The sequence below is a fragment of the Pseudomonas sp. KCJK9016 genome, assembly GCF_046231795.1.
In the GTDB taxonomy this organism is placed as follows: Bacteria; Pseudomonadota; Gammaproteobacteria; order Pseudomonadales; family Pseudomonadaceae; genus Aquipseudomonas; species Aquipseudomonas bananamidigenes.
On the sequence record NZ_JBJJMM010000007.1, the window covers coordinates 1 to 20405 of the forward strand.

A 20405-nucleotide genomic window follows, 5' to 3' on the forward strand; every position below is an offset into this window, starting at 1 on the left:
GTGCCTCCAGGCCCCGTTAAAGGTGGTTGTGGGGCATGTAACGAACTCCCGTGGGGGGGGGCGGCTCCCCCCCGGCCGGGCCGGCCCGGCGGCTTTTTTTTTTTGGGGCGGCCTGGCCACCCGGCGGGAGCAAGCTCCCTCGCCACGGGGATGCAACATTGACTTCAGTCAGAGGTAGGTCGTGGTCAGACGAATGTCCGCCTCGGCCAGATCCCTGGGCGGCGGGGTCGGTTCGATCCCGCACAGCCGGGCGATGTTGTTGCCCAGGTAATCCTCAAGGTGATCCTCGTCGATGCCCAGGCCTTGCGGCGCCGGCGAGCACAACACTTCCAGCTCGCGCAGCCACATGCCCGGCTCGTTCGGCGGCGAGTCGGTGCCGAACACGATCTTGTTGCGCGGCAGCTCCTTGGCGAACTCGACGATCCGCGACTGGAAGCACCAGCCGGATTCGCAGTACACGTTCGGCGTGTCCATGGCCATCCAGAATGCCTCGAACGAATAGTTGCCGCCGGTCTGGATACCGAAGTGACCGATGATGAAATTGACCATCGGGAACTCGCGGATGATCGGGTAGAACATCGTCGGAATGGTGTACGGGCCGTCGCCGGTGTGGATCAGCACCACGATGTTGTACTTGGCGCAGACTTTCATCGCCGGACGCAACCAGTCCAGTGCGCGGTCCGGGCGATAACCGTGCATGTTGGCGTGCAGCTTGAGCATCTTGAAGCCGTATTCCTTGATGTGGAATTCCAGCTCTGCCGCACCGTTTTCCGGTCCCCAGCGCGGGTTGAAGTTGAAGTTGCCGATGAACCGGTCCGGGTACTTCACGCACAGTTCGGCGACGTAGGACATGTAGTCGCGCACACCCTCGCGGCCACGGCGGTTGCCGTCGCGATAACCGGTGTTGCCCGGTGGCGGCTGGATGAAGCCCATGTCGATCCGGCGCGGCTTGCCGTTGATCATGTACGGGCCGTCCATCAGCTTGAGCATGCGCTCGCCGGTGAACGGTTCGCCGGTGTGGCGCCAGGCCTCGTCGACCAGGTTGGTGGGGTGCAGATGGGTGTCGATGATCATCGGTTCAGCTCCTGGCCAGTTGGGTGGTGACGGGACGCTTGAGTTGCGCCTCTGCTTCGGAAACAGAACGCGGCGGCGGGGACGGCTCGAGGCCGATCATCCGTGCGGTGTTGTTGCCCAGGTAGTCTTCGAGGGTGTCCTCTTCGAGGTTCAGGCCCTGCGGCGGCTCGTGGCACAGCACTTCGAGCAGGCGCAGCCACATCCCCGGTTCGTTCGGCGGGGTGTCGGTGCCGAACAGGATCTTGTGCGTTGGCAGGACCTTGGCGAACTCGACGATCCGCGATTGCAGGCACCAGCCGGACTCGCAATAGACGTTGGGCAACTCCATCGCCCACTGCATCGGTTCGAACACGTAGACGCCGCCGGTCTGCACACCGAAGTGGGCCATGATGAAATCGACGTTGGGGAACTCCTTGATCATCGGCACCCATTCCGACGGGATGCTGTAAGGCCCGTCGCCGGTGTGCAGCTTGACCGGGATGCCCAGCTCGGCGCATTTCTCGAAGGCCGGGCGCACCCAGTCCAGCGCCCGGTCAGGCCGGTAGGCGTGCATGTTGGCCTGCATCTGCACCATCTTGAAACCGTGTTCCTTCACATAACGCTCGATGGCTTCGACACCGTTCTGCACGCCGCAGCGCGGGTTGTAGACGAAGCAACCGATGAAACGGTCCGGGTAGGTCCGGACCATTTTCAGGGTGTAGGCCATGTAGGCGTCGATGGATTCGCGACCCGACAGTTCGCCGTCGGTCCAGGTGTAAATGGTGTTGCCCTGGGGGGGCTGGATGAAGGCTTTATCGATGCGGCGAGGTTTGCCGTTGACCATGTACGGGCCATCCATCATCTCCAGCAGACGCTCGCCGGTGAACGGGTCACCGTCATGCCTCCAGGCGAGGTCCACCAGATCCGTGGGATAGCAGCTGATATCGATGATCATTGAAGTCGATCTCCTGATAGCGGGGAAGGGAGCCTTGCGGCTCACAGCATCCACGTCCCGGGTGATCGGCCGTTTCTATGCGCAATATTCGCGCATTCCCTCGCCTGTTCGCATCCGGCCCGGGTGGGTGGTTGCTGGAGGCGAGTATTGGAAGGCGGGGGAAGGTTCGTACAATATTAATTGAGTGGGGTGGTGATACTTGTTCGATATGGTTTTGTGGTGAATGTGCTGTCCCCATCGCTGGCTTGCCAGCGATTTCGTCAGGACTGTGTTTGCCGGGCCAACTGCTTGATCACTTCAACAACAGGCGCCACCCGCTCGGCCTGCCCATGGGGCCAAACCGCAAACAGGTTGTAATGCGCCGCAATCTGCGCCTCGTTCAACGCCACCAGCCGCCCGCTGCGCAACGCATCGGCAGCCAATAACCCACGCACCAGCCCGGCGCCAACGCCAGTCTCCGCAGCCGCAATCAGATTCGCCGCATTATCGAAAACCACCCGCGCCGGCGGTTCGGTCGGTGTCATCCCGGCCGCCTCCAGCCACGGAATCCACGACCTGCGCGTGTAGCCCAGCAGCGGCAGTTGAAGAATCTGCGGCGGGCTCAACGGCACCTGCAAACCATGTCGTTCCAGCAGCGCCGGGGACGCCACCGCCAGCACCCGATCGCCGCAGATCTGCGTCATCTCGCAATCATCCCAATCGCCATAGCCATAGCGCAGCGACAGGTCCACTCGCTCGAACGTGCTGCGATCACTGCGTGGCATCGACAGGATCGTCACTTCGAAATCCGGCAGGCCGTCGAGCAGCTGCGGCAGGCGCGGATTGAGCCAGCTCTGGGCCAGTTCGCTGTCCACATCCAGCGTCAGACGCTGGGCCACGCTGCGGTTCTTCACCGAGGACAACGCCCGGTCAATCTGCGCCAGACCATCCGACAGCACACTGGCAAACAACTGCCCGGCGTCGGTCAGGTTGCTGCCGCCGCCTTCGCGCACGAACAGCGGCTGGCCGATGAATTCTTCCAGGGCACGGATCTGCTGGCTGATCGCGCTGTGGGTCAGGTCGAGCTTGCGCGCAGCGCTGGAAAAACTGCCGCTGCGCGCCGCGTGGATGAACGCGCTCATGGACTGCACCGACGGGTATCGCTTGTACATGTTGTTAGTCCTGCTTACACCGGTTGGCAGAAATCGTCGCTGGCCGCGTGTTACCCGGGCTTCCAATAATCGATGACCAGGCCCGCACAAAGACGGGCCGCTCTTTTGGAGCCTGACAATGATTGCATTCACGGTTAACGGCGAACGACGCGAGCTGGATGAAGCGTCCCCCTCCATGCCCTTGTTATGGGTGTTGCGTGATCAGTTGAAACTCACCGGCACCAAATTCGGCTGCGGCATGGGCCTGTGCGGTGCCTGCACCGTGCACCTGAACGGCGTCGCGGTGCGTTCCTGCCAGTTGCCGCTGGCCGCCGTCGCGGGCCACAGCATCACCACCATCGAGGGCTTGTCCCCTGATGAAAGCCACCCGTTGCAACTGGCCTGGGTCGCCGAAGATGTGCCGCAATGCGGCTACTGTCAATCCGGGCAGATCATGTCCGCCGCCGCGCTGCTCAACACCGGGGCGCCGGTCAACGACGACTCGATCCGCAACGCCATGTCCGGGAATATCTGTCGCTGCGGCACTTACGGGCGGATCAACAAGGCGATCAAACGTGCGGCGAATGCGCCGAAGGAGGCGTGATGAGCCTCGTCGAAAATGCCGGTTTCGAGCTGTCGCGTCGGGTATTTCTCAAGCAGACCGTGGCGGTGGCGTCCGGCCTGGCGATTGCGCTGTACCTGCCATCCGGTGCTGCTGCCACCGAACCGAAAACCTCGGCCACTGAATTCGAACCCAACGCCTGGGTGCGCGTGCTGCCCGATGGCACGGTGAAACTGGTGGTGCACAAGCACGATTCCGGCACCGGTACCCAGACTGCGCTGGCCGCGTGCGTGGCCGAGGAACTGGACGTGAACCCGATGACGGTGCAGGTCATCACCCCGGAAGATCCGTTCTTCGAAACCTACATTCATCCGGTCTGGAAAGTGTTTTCCACGGGCGGCAGCACCAGTGTGTCGCTGGAATACGATCGCCTGCGCATGGCCGGTGCCACGGCGCGGGCGTTGCTGATCAGTGCTGCGGCGCAGCAGTGGAAAGTCAGCCCCGACAGTTGCTCCACCGAAGCAGGCCGGGTCGTGCATGCCTTGAGCCAACGCAGCCTCGGCTACGGCGAACTGGCCGGCGCGGCGGCGCAACTGCCAGCACCGGCCAACGTCACGCTGAAGGCCCCGGCGCAATTCAAATACATCGGCAAATTGCGCCACAAACGCGATGCGGCGGCCAAGGTCTGCGGGCGTTTCAAGTACAGCATCGACGTGCAATTGCCGGAGATGCTGGTGGCGGTGATTCAGCGTGCGCCGGTGGTGGGCGCCAAGGTCGTTGCGGTGGATTCAGCAGCCGCATTGCAGGTGCCGGGTGTGCACAAGGTGATCGCGATTGCGGGGCAACCGGACGTGCTCGGCGGCAACCTGGAAGGCGTCGCGGTACTGGCCGAAACCTTCTGGGCCGCGCAGCAGGGCCGCAAGCTGCTGGAGATCAAATGGAGCGACTCCCCGCTGGCCAACTTCGACAGCGCCGAGCTGAGCAAAGCGCAGATTGCAGCCATCAGTGATCCCACGGTGCAAACCGTCAAAGCCATGGCCCAGGGCGATGTCGCCGGGCAATGGCCGGGCGCGGCGAAGCTGCTCGAAGCTGATTACACGATGCCCTACAAGGTGCAAAACCCGCTGGAGCCGATCTGCATCACCGCGCAGGTCAAAGACAAAGCGATCACCTATTGGGGCGGTGTGCAAGTACCGTCGTCGGCGCTGGAAGCGGCGCAGACCGTGTGCGGCATCGGCAAGGACAAGGTCACCATCCATGAATTGGTATCCGGTGGCAGTTTCGGTGCGCGGGAAGCCAAATACTGGTTGTTCGAAGTGGCGTATCTGGCGCAGCAGACCGGCGTGCCGGTGAAACTGCTCAACAGCCGTGAAGACGAAATGCACGCGCTGTTCAATCACCCGGCGACCTTGCACCGGGTAAAAGGCGCGCTGGATGCCCGGGGCAAACTCACCGCGCTGCAACTGCATGCAGTGTCGCCGGCCTCGCCGGAGCAGTGGGAACCGGGCTATTTCGAGCGCCCGGATCACATGGATTACAGCACCACCGAAGCCATCACCGCGTGGGATTTCGCCTACCGTCCGCCACATCTGGAGCTGAACTGGGTCAAGCACGAAAGCCACGTGCCCAGCGGCTGGTACCGCTCGGTAAGTTTCATTCCCAACGTGTTTGCCGTGGAAAGCTTCATGGATGAACTGGCACATGCCGCCGGCGAGGATCCTCTGGCGTTCAGACTGGCCAACATGCAGGAGAGGCCGCGGCATATCGCGGTGCTGAAACAGGCAGCCGAACGCGCCGGTTGGGGGCAGAAACTGCCGCCGGACACGGCGCTGGGGATCGCCACCAATCAGGGCTATACCAGTTTCATCGCCGTGGTGGCGCGGGTTGCGAAAGTCGACGGCAAGGCTCGGATCGAGAAGCTGACCTGTGTGGTCGACTGCGGCCTGGCGGTATCGCCCGGCGGGGTCGAGGAGCAGATTTATGGCGGGCTGATGTGGGGCCTCGGTCATGCGCTGTTCGATTGCCTCGACATCCGGCAGGGCAGGGTGGTGCAGAGCAATTTCCATGACTATCGCGTCGCACGCATGTCCGACATGCCGACCGTGGACATCCTCGTGCTCGATGGCCAACCGGACAAACCGGGTGGCGTCGGAGAACTGGGCAGCCCGTCGGTGGCTCCGGCCATCGCCAATGCGTTGTTCAGCCTGACCGGCGTGCGTCAGCGTTCCACCCCACTGAACCTGGGGTAAACCGCCATGGACCTGCGCTTGCTGCGGTATTTCATGGCCCTGGCCGATGAGCTGCATTTCGGCCGCGCCGCCGAACGCCTGCACATCTGCCAGCCACCGCTGAGCCAGCAGATCCGCTTGCTGGAGGAGGAACTCGGCACGCCGCTGTTCGAGCGCAGCCATCACCGGGTAGAACTGACAGCGGCGGGGCAGATGCTCAAGGAGCAGGCGCCGCTGGTGTTCGAGCAACTCGAACGGGCGCTGGACCTGACCCGCCAGACCGGTCGCGGGCAACTCGGCGAGCTGGAGATCGGCATGATCAGCTCGGTGATGGTCGGCGTGCTGCCCAAGGCGCTGCACCTGTTTCGCGAGCGCTATCCGCAGGTGACCTGGCGTTTGCATGAGATGACCCCGGCGGCTCAGGTCAAGGCGTTGAAGGAAAAACGCATCGACGCCTGCGTGTTCCGCGTCGGTTATGACGATCCGCAATTACGCAATGAGTTGCTGATCCATGAGCCGATCCATGTGGTGATGCCGCAGGACCATCCGCTGGCCCGGCGCGAGGTGCTGGCGCCGGCGGATCTGGCGCAGGAACCGTTCGTGGCACTGGAACTGAAGCAGTCGCGCTTCGCCAATTTTCTCTATCAGTGCTGCATTCAGGCCGGGTTCACGCCGCAGATCCGCCAGCAGGTGATCGAGGTGCAGACCTTGCTCAGTCTGGTCCGTGCCGGGTTTGGCGTGGCACTGTTGCCAGCCTCCATCGAGCAACTGGCCCCGGCCGGGCTGGTCTTTCGACGCCTGACCCCGGCGCTGCCGCAAGTGCCGTTGTATGCAACGTATCGGGCCGACGATGCCTCGCCGGTGCTCAAGTTGTTTCTCGATACGCTGCGCGAGCTGGTCGATCACAACTCTCGGTAATCACGGGCAAATTTGCCCGGCACGATCACAACGGCCAGCGGTCGTAATCTTCACATGCGTTCACTTGTGGAGAGCCAATGAGCCGGGACGTCCTGACCACCGAAACCAATCGCCGTCAGTTGCAGCAGATCATTGCCGGTCTGTCCGACGGGGTGATTCTGCTGGAGCTCGATCAGACCATTCTCTGGGCCAACGAAGCCGCGCTGGCGATGCATGGCGTCAGCCGCATCGGCGAGTTGGGCAGCAATGCGGGGGAGTATGCCGAGCGTTTCAACCTGCGCTATCGCAACAACCACTCGCTGACACCGGAGCAGTACCCGATCAGTCGCGTGGCGGCAGGGGAGGCCTTCAGCGACGTGCTGGTGGAAGTCACTCCGCGCAGCGACGAAGAACGCACCTGGGTGCACAGCGTGCGCAGCATGGTGCTGACCGATCGGGACGGCGAGACCGAATCGCTGGTGCTGATCATGAGCGACGTCACCGACTGGGCCAACGCCGAGCAGCGTTTCGAAAAGACCTTCAATGCCAATCCGGCGCCGGCGGTGATCTGCCGTCTCAGTGACCTGCGTTACATCAAGGTCAATCCGGGCTTCCTGGAAATGACCGGCTACACCCGCGATCAGGTGATCGGCGCCTCGACCTATGAGCTGGACGTTCTCGAACAGGCCGAGCGCAAGGAGCTGGCCATTCAGCGCCTGCGCGATGTCGTGACCATTCCGCAAATGCAGGCGGAGTTGCGTCTGCCGGACGGCGGCAGCAAGCAGGTGATCGTCGCGGGGCAGCCGCTGCAGCTCAACGACGAGGATTGCATGCTGTTTTCGTTCGTCGACATGGAGTTGCGGCACAAGGCCGAGGTCGCCCTGCGTCAGAGTGAAGAACGCTTTGCCAAGGCCTTTCGCCTGACGCCGGTGCCGATCCTGATTTGCAGTGCCGACGAACAGCGGTTGATCGATGTCAATCAAGCCTTCCTCGATACCCTGGCCTACGACAGCGACGAAGTGCTCGGCAATACCATTGCCCAACTGAACTTCATCGACGAGCCGGCGGCCCGTGCGCGGTTGGTGGCGGCGCTGGAAAAGACCGGCCGGGTCGATCGCGTCGATATACGGATCCGCAAGAAAGACGCCGAGCTGCTGGAGTGCGCGGTATCCGCCGACACCGTCAACATCCAGGACACGGTGTGCTATCTGCTGGTGCTGATGGACATTACGGAGCGCAAGCGCACCGAACTCGAACTGGTGGCGGCGATTGAAGAGGTGATGAAGGATGCGTCGTGGTTCAGCCGTACGCTGATCGAAAAACTGGCCAATGTGAAGAAGGTCAATTCGCCGCAACTGCCAAGTGTGTCGTTTACCGACCTGACCGCTCGCGAGCGTGATGTGCTGGGGCTGATCTGTGAGGGGCTGGCGGACAAGGAGATTGCGGCTCGGTTGAAACTGGCGCCGAACACCGTGCGCAATCATGTGGCGACGGTGTATTCCAAACTCGACGTGCACAGTCGCAGTGAGGCGATTGTCTGGGCCCGTGAGCGCGGACTGTTCTCGGGCGGTGGCAAAGGGCAACGGTAAGGTGCAAATGCACTAGTTCATGGGGTGCAAATTAGGGTGTCTGGCGAGGCGGGCTGTTCTTAGGCTTGGGACATGCGATGCGTTATTTCGTGATCGTGTCCCTTCGTCGTTGCTAATGGATCAGCCCATGAATGTATTGCTTGCCATTGAACCCTGCTTGTCGCGTTGCCTTTCGGAGCGTGCGCGGTGATGTATCTGGCGCAGTTGCGGGCGCAGCTTGAGCGCAGTTTTTCGCCGTTGGCTTGTGAGTGTGTGGTGGATGGGGATCACTCCCTTACTGTGAAGCTGTATCACCCGGCTTCCGGGCAGGTTGATCTGGTGATCAGTGGGTTGAGTCTGGATGCCTTGCGTACGCCGGAAGCGGTGGATGCCTTGATTGATGAATTGCGGTATGAGCTTGAGAGTAATTTTTTGCGCTCTCCGGGGTGAACTTGGCGGCCTTTGGGCCGACCATGTTCATGGTTTTTTGGGGTGAATATCCGTTGCTTCGGGTGCTGCCGCTGGCGGTTTCGCCCTTACGGCGAGTCCCTTTTGGCAAACGCCCCAAAAGGAACCAAAAGGTCTGTGCCCTGACGTTCGGCACCTCGCTTTGGCTCGGTGTTCCTTCGCTCCGGGATTGATCCGGGGGCATCGCCTACGGTTTGCTTCGCTGCACCTCCTCTCGATGTGTTTGGCTTCGCCAAACGGTCGCTGCGCTCCCACCCCCGGACCAATCCCTCCACTCAGCCTGCCGACGGGCCCTGCAATCAAAAGCGGTACTCGAGCTAACGCTCATCGTGGTGAGTGGGGCGGCCTCGCCGCTTGCTCTTCAGTGGGAGCGAGCCTGCTCGCGATGGCGGCCTGACAGCCGGCCAATTACATTCGGCTTTACGTGCACCCTGTGGGAGCTGGCTTGCCAGCGATGACGGCCGATCAGTCGACGCATTCACTCGATATTGACTCATCCCGAAAATCGACAGCAAATCTCACCTGTTCACCCCATTCCACTGGCACTCACCCTCCACTGGTCTATAAGGAATGAGTGGTTCGGTTTCCATAACCGGGCATTTTCACGCTCGGCGACGGGAGTTTGTCTTCCATTCATCGCGGGTCATCCTATGAACAATCCTGGGAAACGCGTGTGTTCTTCGCTGTTGTCGGCTTTCGGTCTGGTGCTGCTGAGCGGCTGTGCCAGTCCTCCACCCCCTCCGCCGGCAGCGCCGCCTCCGCCACCGGAGCGCACCTGTCAGGTGATGGAAAATACCGAGGTCGCCGGTGACATGTATGGCGACGGGCAAGTGACCCGACACATCACCAAGACCCGTTGCGTCACTCAATAACCCTGGCGCCGTCGAAGGCGCGGGTCGAGCGGATTGTGCTGGTGGCCGACCTGGTCGGCACGGCGGTGTTTGCCGTTGAAGGCGCGATCGCGGCGATGCACGCTCGGCTCGATCTGCTCGGGGTGATGGTGATTGCGTTCATCGTTGCACTGGGCGGCGGGGTGACCCGTGATCTGCTGATCGGCGCTACACCACCCAAGGCTGTGGCGGACTGGCGTTATCCGGCGCTGGCGTTTGCCATGGGCGGGTTGGCGTTCCTTTTTCATGAGCAGGTGTTGGACTGGTCCGGTTCGACCTTGATTGTGCTGGATGCGGCGGGGTTGGCGCTGTTTGCCGTGGCCGGGGCGCAGAAGGCGTTGAATTTCGGGATCTCGCCGTTTGTGTCCATGCTGATGGGCACGATTACCGGTGTCGGTGGCGGGGTGCTGCGTGACATCGTGCTGGCGCGGGTGCCGGTGGTGTTGCAGGCGGATTTGTACGCCAGTTCGGCGTTTGTGGGCGCAGCGGTGTTGATCGTCGGGCGCAGGGTGGGCGTTTCGCCGGTGGCGGCTGCGTTGCTGGCCGGGGCGGCGTGTTTGTTGCTGCGGTTGTTGTCGGTGCATTTCGGCTGGCAGTTGCCGAAGGTTCTGGAAGCATGAAAAAGGCAGCCCTTGGGCTGCCTCTTTGTTTGAGTCGGCGGTGGATCAGGACAGGAAACCACCGTCCACATTCAGCGACACGCCGGTGGTGTAGCTCGAAGCATCGCTGGCCAGGTACAGCACGGCGCCGGCCATTTCGCTCGGGTCGGCCACGCGCTTGAGCGGGATCTGGGTCAGCGCCTGTTTCAGGATCGCGTCGTTCTTCACCAGCGCCGAGGCGAATTTGGTGTCGGTCAGGCCCGGCAGCAGGGCGTTGCAGCGGATGCCGAACTGCGCGCATTCCTTGGCGAAGACCTTGGTCATGTTGATCACCGCAGCCTTGGTGACCGAGTAGATGCCCTGGAAGATCCCCGGCGAAATGCCGTTGATCGAGGCCACGTTGATGATGCTGCCGCCACCGTTTTCGCGCATCAGTTTGCCGGCTTCCACCGACATGAAGAAGTAGCCGCGGATGTTCACGTCGACGGTTTTCTGGAAGGCACCCAGGTCGGTGTCCAGCACGTTGCAGAACTGCGGGTTGGTCGCGGCGTTGTTGACCAGGATGTCCAGGCGTCCGAACTGTTCCTTGATCCCGGCGAAGACCTGGCTGATCTGTTCCATTTCACCGATGTGGCAGGCGATGGCGGTGGCCTTGCCGCCGGCGGCGATGATCGCGTCGGCCACGTGCTGGCAGCCTTCGAGCTTGCGGCTCGACACGATCACATGGGCACCTTGCTGGGCCAGCAGTTTGGCGATGGCTTCACCGATGCCGCGGCTGGCGCCGGAGACGAAAGCGATCTTGCCGTCGAGGTCGAACAACTGAGTCTTGGACATAAGGGTTCCTTGGTGTGGGCCGTCAGAGGCTCGATTTCGCAATGACCTGCAGGCTCATCTGCTCCAGCAGTTTGTTCATGTGAATGAACTGCGCGAAGCGTTTGTCCTGGGTCTGGCCATGGAAGAAGCGGTAGTAGATCTGCTGCACGATGCCGGCCAGGCGGAACAGGCCGTAGGTGTAGTAGAAGTCGAAATTGTCGATCCGGATGCCCGAGCGCTCGGCGTAGTAGTCGACGAATTCGCGGCGGGTCAGCATGCCCGGGGCGTGGCTCGGCTGGCGGCGCATCAGTTGCACCGGTGCCGGGTCGTCGGCCTGGATCCAGTAGGCGAGGGTGTTGCCCAGATCCATCAACGGATCGCCAAGCGTGGTCAGTTCCCAGTCGAGCACGCCGATGATCTGCATCGGGTTGTCCGGGTCGAGGATGACGTTATCGAAGCGGTAGTCGTTGTGCACGATGCTGGAGGTCGGATGGTCGGCCGGCATCTTGTCGTTGAGCCAGGCCTTGACCTTTTCCCAGTGCGGTGCGTCCGGGGTCAGGGCTTTTTCGTAGCGTTCGCTCCAGCCTTTGATCTGCCGGGCGACATAACCTTCCGGCTTGCCCAGATCGCCCAGGCCGCAGGCGTTGTAATCGACCCGGTGCAGCTCGACGAAGCGGTCGATGAAACTCTTGCACAAGGCTTCGGTTTTTGCCGGATTCAGGCCCAGTTCCGGCGGCAGGTCCGAGCGCAGGATGATTCCCTTGACTCGTTCCATTACGTAGAACTCGGCGCCGATCACTGATTCGTCAGTGCAGTGCACATAGGCTTTAGGGCAGTACGGGAAGCCGTCGCGCAACTGGTTGAGAATGCGGAATTCGCGGCCCATGTCGTGGGCGGATTTGGCCTTGTGACCGAACGGCGGACGGCGCAGGACGAATTCCTGGTCCGGGTATTCCAGCAGGTAGGTCAGGTTCGACGCGCCACCAGGGAACTGGCTGATCTGCGGTGTACCGCTCAGACCCGGAATGTGGGCCTTGAGGTACGGATCGATCAGGCTGGCATCGAGTTCTTCGCCAGAGCGGATACGGGTGGACTGGTCAGTAAGCGCCATGCTTATCCCTTCTGCTTATTTTGGAGGCCAGACATCATTGGCTAATCTAATGGCGCGCTCGGGTCGTCACAAGCGCGGTTCGGTCTTATAGGTTAGCGTGTTGGATGATAATCACCTTTGGGAATGTGCACGGCGGGCCGCGGGCGACTAAGGTTCAGCACGTATGCCTTGTTCAGAAAGGAGCGTTGAAATGGGCTGCCCGCAAGTCTGTGCCGGTGCCACCCTGCAATGCAGTTTCGGCGCCGCGCCGGCGGTGCTCAATGTGCTGCCGGTCAACCGCACGCTGACCGGCGGGATGCCGGCGGCGAATATCATGGATCACATTCCGCTGGTCAACGTCACCACGTTCGGCATGTGCATGAGCATGGCCAACCCGATGGTCGCCGCCGCCACGGCCGCCGCTCTGGGTGTGTTGACGCCGATGCCGTGCATCCCGGCGACCGCCACGCCATGGATCCCCGGCGGCGCACCGACGCTGTTGCTGGGCGGGACGCCGGCGATCGATGCCAACAGCACCTTGATGTGCAACTGGGCGGGGGTGATCAAGATCGTGATGCCGGGGCAGATGCAGATGTTGATTCCCTGAGATTTTGCGTTTATCCGAATACCGCCGCTGTTCAGGCCTGCGTCGGATCCATCCACTTGCGAAACCACCAGCGCACCCGGGAAATCGGCTTGCCATCGACATCCAGCGGTCGCCCGTCTTCGGCGAACCCCTGTTCCGGTTGCATCAATTGCCCATTCAGATAGCGCGCATCCACCGCCGGTTTGCCGTTCGGGTGAAAGCGCTGATAACGCCCCTCGCGCACACCATCGCGATAAAACTCGGCCTCCGCCACTTGCCCGTCGGGAAAGTAATTGAACGCCTCGCCATGTAACAGCCCGCGCCGGTAGGTGGCCTTGCGCTGCAACCAGCCTTCAGGCGCGTAAAAACTGGCGACACCTTGCAACTTGTCGCGCACGAACGGCATCTGCGCCGAGACCTTGCCGTTGGGGTGATAGAGCAGGGACGTGCCCTGCAATTGGCCCTGGCTGTAATTCAGATCCGCTTGTGCACGACCGCCATCCATGATGTTCAACGGGCCGTCGAGTTGCCCGTCCTGCAGTCGCCCCTTGAGGTGCGTGTCATCCTGCTGCAGATCCAGCGGTGTGATCGCCATGGCGTCTCCTTGTCAGTTGACCTGTACCAGCCCGCCCTTGATGGTCAGCATGCCGCCACCGTCCACGGTCTGCGAAGCCGCGCCTTTGTTGGTCAGGCTGATCCCGGCATCGTTGGTCAGCGTAGTTCCGGCCTTGTTGTCCAGCGAGGTGCCGGCCTGGTTGGTCATGGCGGTGCCGGCCTTCTGGGTGATCGAAGTGCTGGCCGAGGTCGCCAGATCTGCGCCGCTCTTGATCGTGAAACTGCCACCGCTTTGCAGCGTGAGGGTGCCGCTGACCTTGATCGTCAGGTTGCCGTCCACCGTCAGGCTGTAGTCGCCGGTGACCTTGTCGGTGTAATTGCCGCCGGTGCTGTGATTCTGGTCGGCGCCGACTTTCACCGTGCGGCTGTCCTTCACATCGAGGCTGTCGCTGCCGGTCTGGATAGTCACGCTGCGTTTGCCTTTCTCCAGCGTCACGGTTTCATCGCCTTCCTTGACCGTGCGGGTGCGAGCGTTTTGCACCGTGAGGGTTTCGTCGTGGCCGACGGTGGCGGTGGTGTCGTTGAGCACGTTGATCTTCAGGTCTTTCTGCGCTTGCAGGAACACCTCTTCGGCATCCTTCTTGTCCTCGAAACGCAGCTCGTTGAAACCGCCGCCGCCCTTGGACGATTGAGTCTTGATTCCTGATTGGGTCTGATTCGCCGGCAAGGCATAGGGCAGGGCGTTGTCGCCGTTGTACACGCAACCGGTGACCAGCGGTCGATCCGGATCGCCGTCGATGAAGGTCACGATGACTTCCTGGCCGATGCGCGGCACGAACTGCATGCCGAAACCCTTGCCGCTCCAGGGCAACACCACGCGCACCCAACAGGAACTGGTTTCATCGTTCTTGCCGTCGCGATCCCAAGGGAATTGCAACTTGATCCGGCCGTATTCGTCGGTCCAGATTTCCTCGCCGGACTTGCCTACGACGATCGCGGTCTGTGGATGCATGCGCGGTTTGGGCGTGGTACGGGGCGGGCGAAACGGCGTGGCTTTGGGGATGGCTTCGAAGCGGTTGCGATAGCTTTCGTGGCTGGCGTCGTGGGTGACATGCGTGACGACCCAGTCGATGTTCAGGCTTGCGTCTTCGTGGCCGTCGAGGGTGAACCAATGGCCCGGCACCAGCCAGCGGCAGTCGCTTTCACCGACGAAGCGTTTCTCCTCACTGCGCAGCCCGTCGACCCGCTGTTTGGTCAGCGCGTCGCCGCGCGCCTTGGCGTTGTAGCCGCCGGGATGCTCATAGATCGACAGCGGCCCCGCCACGGCCTCGGCCTGGCCGAAAAGTGAAGTGGTCGGTGTGGTGAACTCGTAATCCGTTGCTCTGTATACCCCGGCCACCGCTTGCAGACACACCTGACCCGAGCGGATGCCATGCAACTCGCGCTCGCCCATTTGCTGGCCCAGATATTTGACCTTCGGGCCGTTGGGGATCTGCAAAAAGGCGTCATTGCTGTCGCCCAGCACCAGTGTGTGCTTGCCCTCGTCGTGGGTGAAAAACCAGAAGATGCCTTCCTCTTCCAGTAGCCGTGAGACGAAGGCGAAGTCGGTTTCGCCATATTGCACGCAGTATTCGCGGGGCGTGTAGCTGCCGCTCAGCGAGAGTTTGAAATCGGTGAAGCCGTGGGCCTTGAAAATCGTGGTGACGATGTCCGAGGTGGCGAGGTTCTGGAACACGCGGTTGTTGCTGGCGAGGGTCAGCCACCAGAGCCACGGACGTAAAACCAGTTGATAGCGCTCGGCGGTGGCGTCGGCAGGCAGTTGACGGATTTCAGCGACCAAGGCATCGAACGGGCGCAATTGAGCGTCGTTGTGCAGGGTGATGGTGACGTGGCTGGCGATGGCAGAGGTCAAGGTGAGGGTAGTGCCGTCGTTGAGACCGTTGAGGATTTGCAAACCCGGTCCGTTCAGGGCTTCCTCGCCTGACATTGACTCAGGATAAAGCGCCGACAGCGAAGAGGCGGTGAGGGAGAGCGTGGTGTTGCTGTCGGTGGAGCGGGGCATCGGATTTCCTCAATGACAGCACAAGGCCGGACTCAACCGGTGACGTCGAAAAGAATCGGTCGATGATCCGGGCCGGACATGTCGAAGACATGGGCCAGGCCGGTCAGATCCACAGTCTTTACCGTCACATCGGCAGAGGCCAGCACCCAGTCGAGAATGCCGCCTTTGGCCTGTGTCTGCAGGCCGCCCCAGCATTCATACGCCAAGCCGGCCGTGTCGAGTTGACCGACGTTCTGGTAATCCAGATTGAGGTCGCCGGTGGCAACCCATTTGCCCCCCAATGCCGTGCAGGACTTGAGCTGGCTTTTGGTCACGCCATTTTGTCCGGACTTGAAGTGCGCAAGGAACACATACCCGGTGTAGCCCCTGACACTGTGAGCTTCCACAGCAATCAGATCCCTGTTGAGGGTAAACAGGCTGCCCTGGCTGATGACCTGCAGTTCTTCGAAGCCTTTGACCATGACGATGTAGGCGTTCGAGTATCCACCCGTGAAGGCGTACACGTTGTAGGTGGGGTAGATGGCCGCGAGGTTCTGGCGGTAGTTGTCGATCTGCGCGGAGTGTATTTCACACAGGAAAACGATATCGGCGTTCCAGTAATTGCTGGAGCAACAGTTGTAGAGGAAAACATCGACCTGCGTCTGTTTGTCCAGTGTCGAGGACTTACCGTTTTTTTCGACATTGAAACTTCCGATTCTCATGGCGCGAGCCTTCATTAGAGGCGTGTATGGGAATGATGAAAGCGCTGGATCGACACCTGCTATGAGCCCCTGACGGAAAAGCTGACCCTGCTCTCGGGAAAGTGCCGGGTCAATGATTGAGAGAAGGCCTGGTCACTGCCATTCAACATCTGCGTATAGGTGATCTGCCATTGAATGGCTTCGTCAGCGGTCGTGATCAACTTTGCCAGCTTGCTCATGCAGCCCTCGTTGTACAGGTTGGCGCCCAGCCAGAATCCGGAGGAAGCGTCGGGGCACGGCATGCGTGTTATATACAGTTCGACGTTGGTGATTTTTTCTGGAATTTGCGCGCACAGTGCGCTCCAGGCGCGGATGAAGTTTTCTTCCGCATGCCCGCCGGAATCGTTGGCCTCACGCGGCGCGCCGTATTCGGACGGGTAGGTCAGTGAGCGCTTTTGCAGGGCGATGTACTGTTCTTCTGCGATGGCCGATATCATTTTCGAGTGCGCATCGGCGTTGTATTTTCTTTCCATATCCTGCGCGGCAATCGCGCGCTTGCTCTTCATGTTGGCAAGTTGTTGCTCCTTGACTCTGCGCACCGCACCTTCGTAATCATCCAGTCCATAGCCCAGGCGTTCCCGATGCAGTATCAACGCTTCATGTTCGTAGCTCATACGTCCTGATTCCGCGATTCCGACCATTGTGTCCCAGTATCCGTACTCGCGTTTGGCAGGATGTTCATGGGTTTGCATCACTTCTTTTTTCACGACGGCCCTGACAGAGGGAATGCGAGGGGCCGGGTCGAGTTGCAGCACTGTCTCGCCCATGACGGGCGGCGAGGCGGGCGTGTCGTAGCCATTGTTATGAAAGGTCACCAGATAGCTGTCGTTGCGATTGATTCTGCAAACGCCGCCGACGTGATTCGGATCGTGTTCTGCCTTGGATAACTCGGCAGTGCATAGCGTTGAAAAAGTCGTCATCGGAAATCCTTTGCCAAATGATCTGGAAGAGGGTGCAAAAAGTCAGACACCTTTACTGACGTCACTTCACGTCAACTGAACCCCCAAAGCCGATACCCCGTTGACAGGCCCTGGTTGTAAGCCGTTGCGACCGCATCCATGCAGAGGGCTACGCCTTGGGAGCCCTCCAGCTTGAATTCGCCAAAATTGGGATCAAAAAATACGCAACTGCTGCTTTTGCCAAACAGTACCCAAGGTCGGTAAAAGGCTACGGAATGCCCGCCCAACGTGCCTTTGATCGACAGAATGAAGTAGCGACAGGACGAGGTGAGTACGAACTCGCCGATGGCTTTACCGGCGGTGGCGAAGCTCTGGTAGGTTTCCGCTTTTGTCTGGCCCAGCGATCCCACCCCGCCGGTTCTCAATGCCCCCAGGGTCGCGGCTGACGGGGACCCGGGCGTATCGCCGCTGATGTCCACATACTCTGACTGGAAGTCCGAGGCCTGGCGCGCCGTCTTCTGTTCGTGCAGAAGTCCGGTTTTCATCGTTGGCTTGACGATGTCCTTGAGGTAGTCGTTGCCTTTTTTCTTGGCGATGAGCCATGCGGTGCTGACACCCCGGCAGATGCCGTCCCGGTTGTCGGCGACGAGCAAAAGAAAGCTGGACTGACCGAAGTTGTAGACGCCTTCGCCGTGTCCGTCGATTTTGTCGCAAATGGCCTTGTAGCTCATGCTGCCTCCCAGATTCCGGCGACGCGCTTGCGCACAACTACTCCAACACCCACTCCGCCAACTTCCCTGTCACTTGCGTCATCAACACATTTTCGACATCCCGCGCACCTGCCGCGCTGCACTTGGCGAGCACGGCTTTGACGATTCCTGAATCAAACTCGAACTGTTTACCGGTTGCCGCCTTGTAGCGGCCACGCAGTTTTTCCAGTTTTGCCAGCACAATCCCTTCCAGTGTCTGCTCGTCCAGCGGTCGATACGCAACCACGGTCATGCGCGCCAGAAACGCCGGGCGGAAGGCTTGCAGCAGGACTTTGTGCAGCGCTTCGTTGAAGGCTTCGGAACCGACCTGTGTCGCCGGGGTGTCGAGCAGCAATTCGGCTCCGACATTGCTGGTGGCGAGCATCACGGTGTTCTTGAAGTCCACCACCAGCCCGGTGCCGTCCTCCATCAAGCCTTTGTCGAAAACGTTGTAGAACGCCTCCAGTACATCCGGGTGCGCCTTCTCGATTTCGTCCAGCAACACCACCGAATACGGTTTGCGCCGCACCGCTTCGGTCAGTGCGCCACCGCTGCCATAACCGACGTAACCCGGCGGGGCGCCCTTGAGCTGGCTGACGGTGTGGGCTTCCTGATATTCCGAAAGGTTGATGCTGATCAGATTGCGTTCGCCGCCGTACAGCGCGTCGGCCAGTGCATAGGCGGTTTCGGTTTTGCCGACCCCCGTGGGGCCGACCAGCAAGAACACGCCGACCGGTTTTTGCGGATCGGTGAGCCCTGCGCGGTAAGCCTGCAAACGCTGGGCGATGGTGTTGAGCGCGGTGCTCTGGCCCATGACGCGCTGGCCCATGCGGGTGCCGAGGGTGCGTACGGCATGGGCTTCGTCAGCGAGCATCTTGCCAATGGGAATACCGGTCCATCCAGCAATCACCGCCGCGACGGTTTTGCTCTCGACTTGTTCGGGCACCAGTGGATCGTCCTGGCGAATTGCATCGAGTCCCGCTTCAAGTCTCAGCAATTCAGCAGCCAGATGATCAATGCGGCTGTCGGTGGCTTCGTCAGGTTTGTCGCCGTCGGCGCTTTCGCTCAACGCCAGCAATTCACGGCGGGTCTCGAGCAGCTCGCGTACGGCGACGCGCTCCTCGCCCCAACGAGTTTCCAGTTCGCGAATGGCCTGCACATTGGTTTTCGATTCATTCTCCAGCAGCGTGATGCGCTCACGATGATCCAGCCCCGTGGCCTGCTCCCGGCGCAGGCGCTCGACTTCATCCTTCAAGCTGTTCTGCCGGTGGCGCAGGCTTTCCAGCGGTGGTGGCACATCGTGCTGGCCGAGGGCGACCCGGGCGCAGGCGGTGTCGAGGACGCTGATGGCCTTGTCCGGCAACTGACGGCCGGAGATGTAGCGGTGCGAGAGTTTCACCGCTTCGTGGATCGCTGCGTCCAGCACTTGCACGCCGTGATGCTGTTCGAGTTTGGCAGCCACGCCCCGGAGCATTTCCACGGCGGTGATTTCATCTGGCTCTTCCACCTGCACAAGCTGAAAGCGGCGGGCGAGGGCCGGGTCTTTCTCGAAGTATTTCTTGTATTCCATCCACGTCGTGGCGGCGAGGGTGCGCAACTCGCCCCGAGCCAGGGCCGGTTTGAGCAGGTTGGCCGCATCGCTGCCGCCCTCCGAGCCCCCTGCGCCGATCAGGGTGTGAGCCTCATCGATGAACAGGATGATCGGCTGGTCGGCGCTGCGCACGGCGTCGATCACACCTTTGAGTCGCTGTTCGAATTCGCCTTTGACCCCGGCACCTGCCTGCAACAGACCGAGGTCGAGGACCCGCAGGCTGACCTCCTGCAACGACGGAGGTACGTCGCCGGCAGCGATGCGCAGCGCCAGACCTTCGACCACGGCGGTTTTGCCCACGCCCGGTGCACCCACCAGAATCGGGTTGTTCTGCCGGCGTCTGAGAAGAATATCGATGCACTGACGAATCTCGCCGTCGCGACCGACGATGGGGTCGATGCGCCCGGCGTGGGCGTCAGCGGTCAGATCCTGGGTGTATTGGTCCAGTACCGAGTCCTGCCGCGGCGCCGGATTTCCAGAGGTCACAGAGCGCGGGCCTGCGTGCTCGCGGGAATTCTCCGTCCACTCCAGCAGATTCGCACGCAAGGCTTCCCTGGGGATTCGCAGCAGGGATGACGCACTGTTGAGCAACAGACTGCGGCGTTCGTCCCGGTCGATCAGCGCGAGCAGCAACAGCCCGGAACGGATGCTGTCGATCCCCAGCACGCTGGCCTGCACCACCGCATCTTCCAGTAACCCCAGCGTGTGCGACGACAGCGCCGGAGTCCGGGTGCTGCCGGTCTTGAACAGCTCCAGTGCCTTGTTGATTTCGGACGTCAGTGCATCTCGCTCCAGCCCGAAGCGCGACAGCAGAAAGGCGAAGTCGCCGCCGTCGATGTCGAGCAACTCCAGCAGCAGATGCTCGATCTCGACAAAGTGATGCCCGCGCTGCAGACAGCGCTGGGCGGCGCGTTCGAGGGCGCGGCGGTTGTCCGGGTTGAGGCGTCCGATCAGGCTGGCCAGTTCCATT

Annotated in this window: 19 protein-coding genes; 8 read left to right on the forward strand and 11 right to left on the reverse strand. The window is 61.3% G+C overall.

The annotated features are described in order from the left end of the window. Positions 1-168: 168 nt before the first annotated feature. The 3 genes from ACK6BI_RS08350 to ACK6BI_RS08360 all read right to left on the reverse strand — a co-directional run bounded on the left by ACK6BI_RS08350 (position 169) and on the right by ACK6BI_RS08360 (position 3159). Positions 169-1074, reverse strand: a complete 906-nt coding sequence (locus ACK6BI_RS08350; protein WP_065260588.1) for an amidohydrolase family protein — start codon at positions 1072-1074, stop codon at positions 169-171. Between the two features lie 4 nt (positions 1075-1078). Then, a complete protein-coding gene (locus ACK6BI_RS08355; protein WP_409316689.1) occupies positions 1079-2008 on the reverse strand; it encodes an amidohydrolase family protein in 930 nt (309 codons plus the stop codon). 260 nt (positions 2009-2268) lie between these two features. Then, positions 2269-3159, reverse strand: a complete 891-nt coding sequence (locus tag ACK6BI_RS08360; RefSeq protein ID WP_409316690.1) for a LysR substrate-binding domain-containing protein — start codon at positions 3157-3159, stop codon at positions 2269-2271. Between the two features lie 118 nt (positions 3160-3277). On the opposite strand from ACK6BI_RS08360, the gene ACK6BI_RS08365 reads away from it, so the two are divergent. The 7 genes from ACK6BI_RS08365 (at position 3278) to ACK6BI_RS08395 (ending at position 10371) form a co-directional block, all read left to right on the forward strand. After that, positions 3278-3742: a (2Fe-2S)-binding protein gene (locus ACK6BI_RS08365; RefSeq protein WP_065260591.1), complete on the forward strand. Its 465-nt coding sequence runs from the start codon at positions 3278-3280 to the stop codon at positions 3740-3742. After that, positions 3742-5949 (forward strand): molybdopterin cofactor-binding domain-containing protein, encoded by a 2208-nt coding sequence (locus ACK6BI_RS08370; RefSeq protein WP_409316691.1) that lies wholly within the window; start codon positions 3742-3744, stop codon positions 5947-5949. Before ACK6BI_RS08365 ends, ACK6BI_RS08370 begins: the two co-directional genes overlap by 1 nt. 6 nt (positions 5950-5955) lie before the next feature. Next, a complete protein-coding gene (locus ACK6BI_RS08375) occupies positions 5956-6846 on the forward strand; it encodes a LysR family transcriptional regulator (RefSeq protein WP_085698174.1) in 891 nt (296 codons plus the stop codon). A 77-nt stretch (positions 6847-6923) separates the two neighbouring features. After that, complete coding sequence (locus ACK6BI_RS08380) at positions 6924-8414, forward strand: helix-turn-helix transcriptional regulator (RefSeq protein ID WP_409316692.1); 1491 nt, start codon at positions 6924-6926, stop codon at positions 8412-8414. A 186-nt stretch (positions 8415-8600) separates the two neighbouring features. Then, positions 8601-8843: a DUF1652 domain-containing protein gene (locus tag ACK6BI_RS08385; protein WP_409316693.1), complete on the forward strand. Its 243-nt coding sequence runs from the start codon at positions 8601-8603 to the stop codon at positions 8841-8843. A gap of 668 nt (positions 8844-9511) precedes the next feature. Then, positions 9512-9733 (forward strand): hypothetical protein, encoded by a 222-nt coding sequence (locus tag ACK6BI_RS08390; RefSeq protein ID WP_260519952.1) that lies wholly within the window; start codon positions 9512-9514, stop codon positions 9731-9733. Continuing rightward, positions 9718-10371, forward strand: a complete 654-nt coding sequence (locus ACK6BI_RS08395; protein WP_409316694.1) for a trimeric intracellular cation channel family protein — start codon at positions 9718-9720, stop codon at positions 10369-10371. Before ACK6BI_RS08390 ends, ACK6BI_RS08395 begins: the two co-directional genes overlap by 16 nt. A 45-nt stretch (positions 10372-10416) precedes the next feature. On the opposite strand, the gene ACK6BI_RS08400 is transcribed toward ACK6BI_RS08395, so the two are convergent. Next, positions 10417-11184, reverse strand: a complete 768-nt coding sequence (locus ACK6BI_RS08400; RefSeq protein ID WP_064380507.1) for an SDR family oxidoreductase — start codon at positions 11182-11184, stop codon at positions 10417-10419. Between the two features lie 22 nt (positions 11185-11206). Continuing rightward, positions 11207-12274, reverse strand: a complete 1068-nt coding sequence (locus ACK6BI_RS08405) for a phosphotransferase family protein (protein ID WP_409316695.1) — start codon at positions 12272-12274, stop codon at positions 11207-11209. A 190-nt stretch (positions 12275-12464) separates the two neighbouring features. Here ACK6BI_RS08405 and ACK6BI_RS08410 point away from each other — a divergent pair, with 190 nt between their 5' ends. After that, complete coding sequence (locus ACK6BI_RS08410) at positions 12465-12860, forward strand: DUF4280 domain-containing protein (protein WP_409316696.1); 396 nt, start codon at positions 12465-12467, stop codon at positions 12858-12860. A gap of 31 nt (positions 12861-12891) precedes the next feature. Here ACK6BI_RS08410 and ACK6BI_RS08415 read toward each other — a convergent pair whose 3' ends face one another. The 6 genes from ACK6BI_RS08415 to tssH all read right to left on the reverse strand — a co-directional run bounded on the left by ACK6BI_RS08415 (position 12892) and on the right by tssH (position 20404). Then, positions 12892-13434 carry a toxin-antitoxin system YwqK family antitoxin gene (locus ACK6BI_RS08415; RefSeq protein ID WP_409316697.1) on the reverse strand — a complete coding sequence of 181 codons (543 nt, stop codon included), beginning with the start codon at positions 13432-13434 and terminating at the stop codon, positions 12892-12894. A gap of 12 nt (positions 13435-13446) precedes the next feature. Continuing rightward, positions 13447-15456, reverse strand: a complete 2010-nt coding sequence (gene tssI, locus ACK6BI_RS08420) for a type VI secretion system tip protein TssI/VgrG (protein ID WP_409316698.1) — start codon at positions 15454-15456, stop codon at positions 13447-13449. A 32-nt stretch (positions 15457-15488) separates the two neighbouring features. Further along, the gene (locus ACK6BI_RS08425; RefSeq protein WP_409316699.1) at positions 15489-16157 is read right to left on the reverse strand and encodes an endonuclease/exonuclease/phosphatase family protein; all 669 of its coding nucleotides are present in this window, start codon (positions 16155-16157) and stop codon (positions 15489-15491) included. A 59-nt stretch (positions 16158-16216) separates the two neighbouring features. Next, the gene (locus ACK6BI_RS08430; RefSeq protein ID WP_409316700.1) at positions 16217-17116 is read right to left on the reverse strand and encodes a hypothetical protein; all 900 of its coding nucleotides are present in this window, start codon (positions 17114-17116) and stop codon (positions 16217-16219) included. Positions 17117-17187: 71 nt separating this feature from the next. Further along, positions 17188-17826, reverse strand: coding sequence for a YopT-type cysteine protease domain-containing protein (locus ACK6BI_RS08435; protein WP_260519945.1), 639 nt, complete (start codon positions 17824-17826; stop codon positions 17188-17190). 37 nt (positions 17827-17863) lie between these two features. Beyond that, complete coding sequence (gene tssH / locus ACK6BI_RS08440) at positions 17864-20404, reverse strand: type VI secretion system ATPase TssH (protein WP_409316701.1); 2541 nt, start codon at positions 20402-20404, stop codon at positions 17864-17866. Position 20405: the final 1 nt, after the last annotated feature.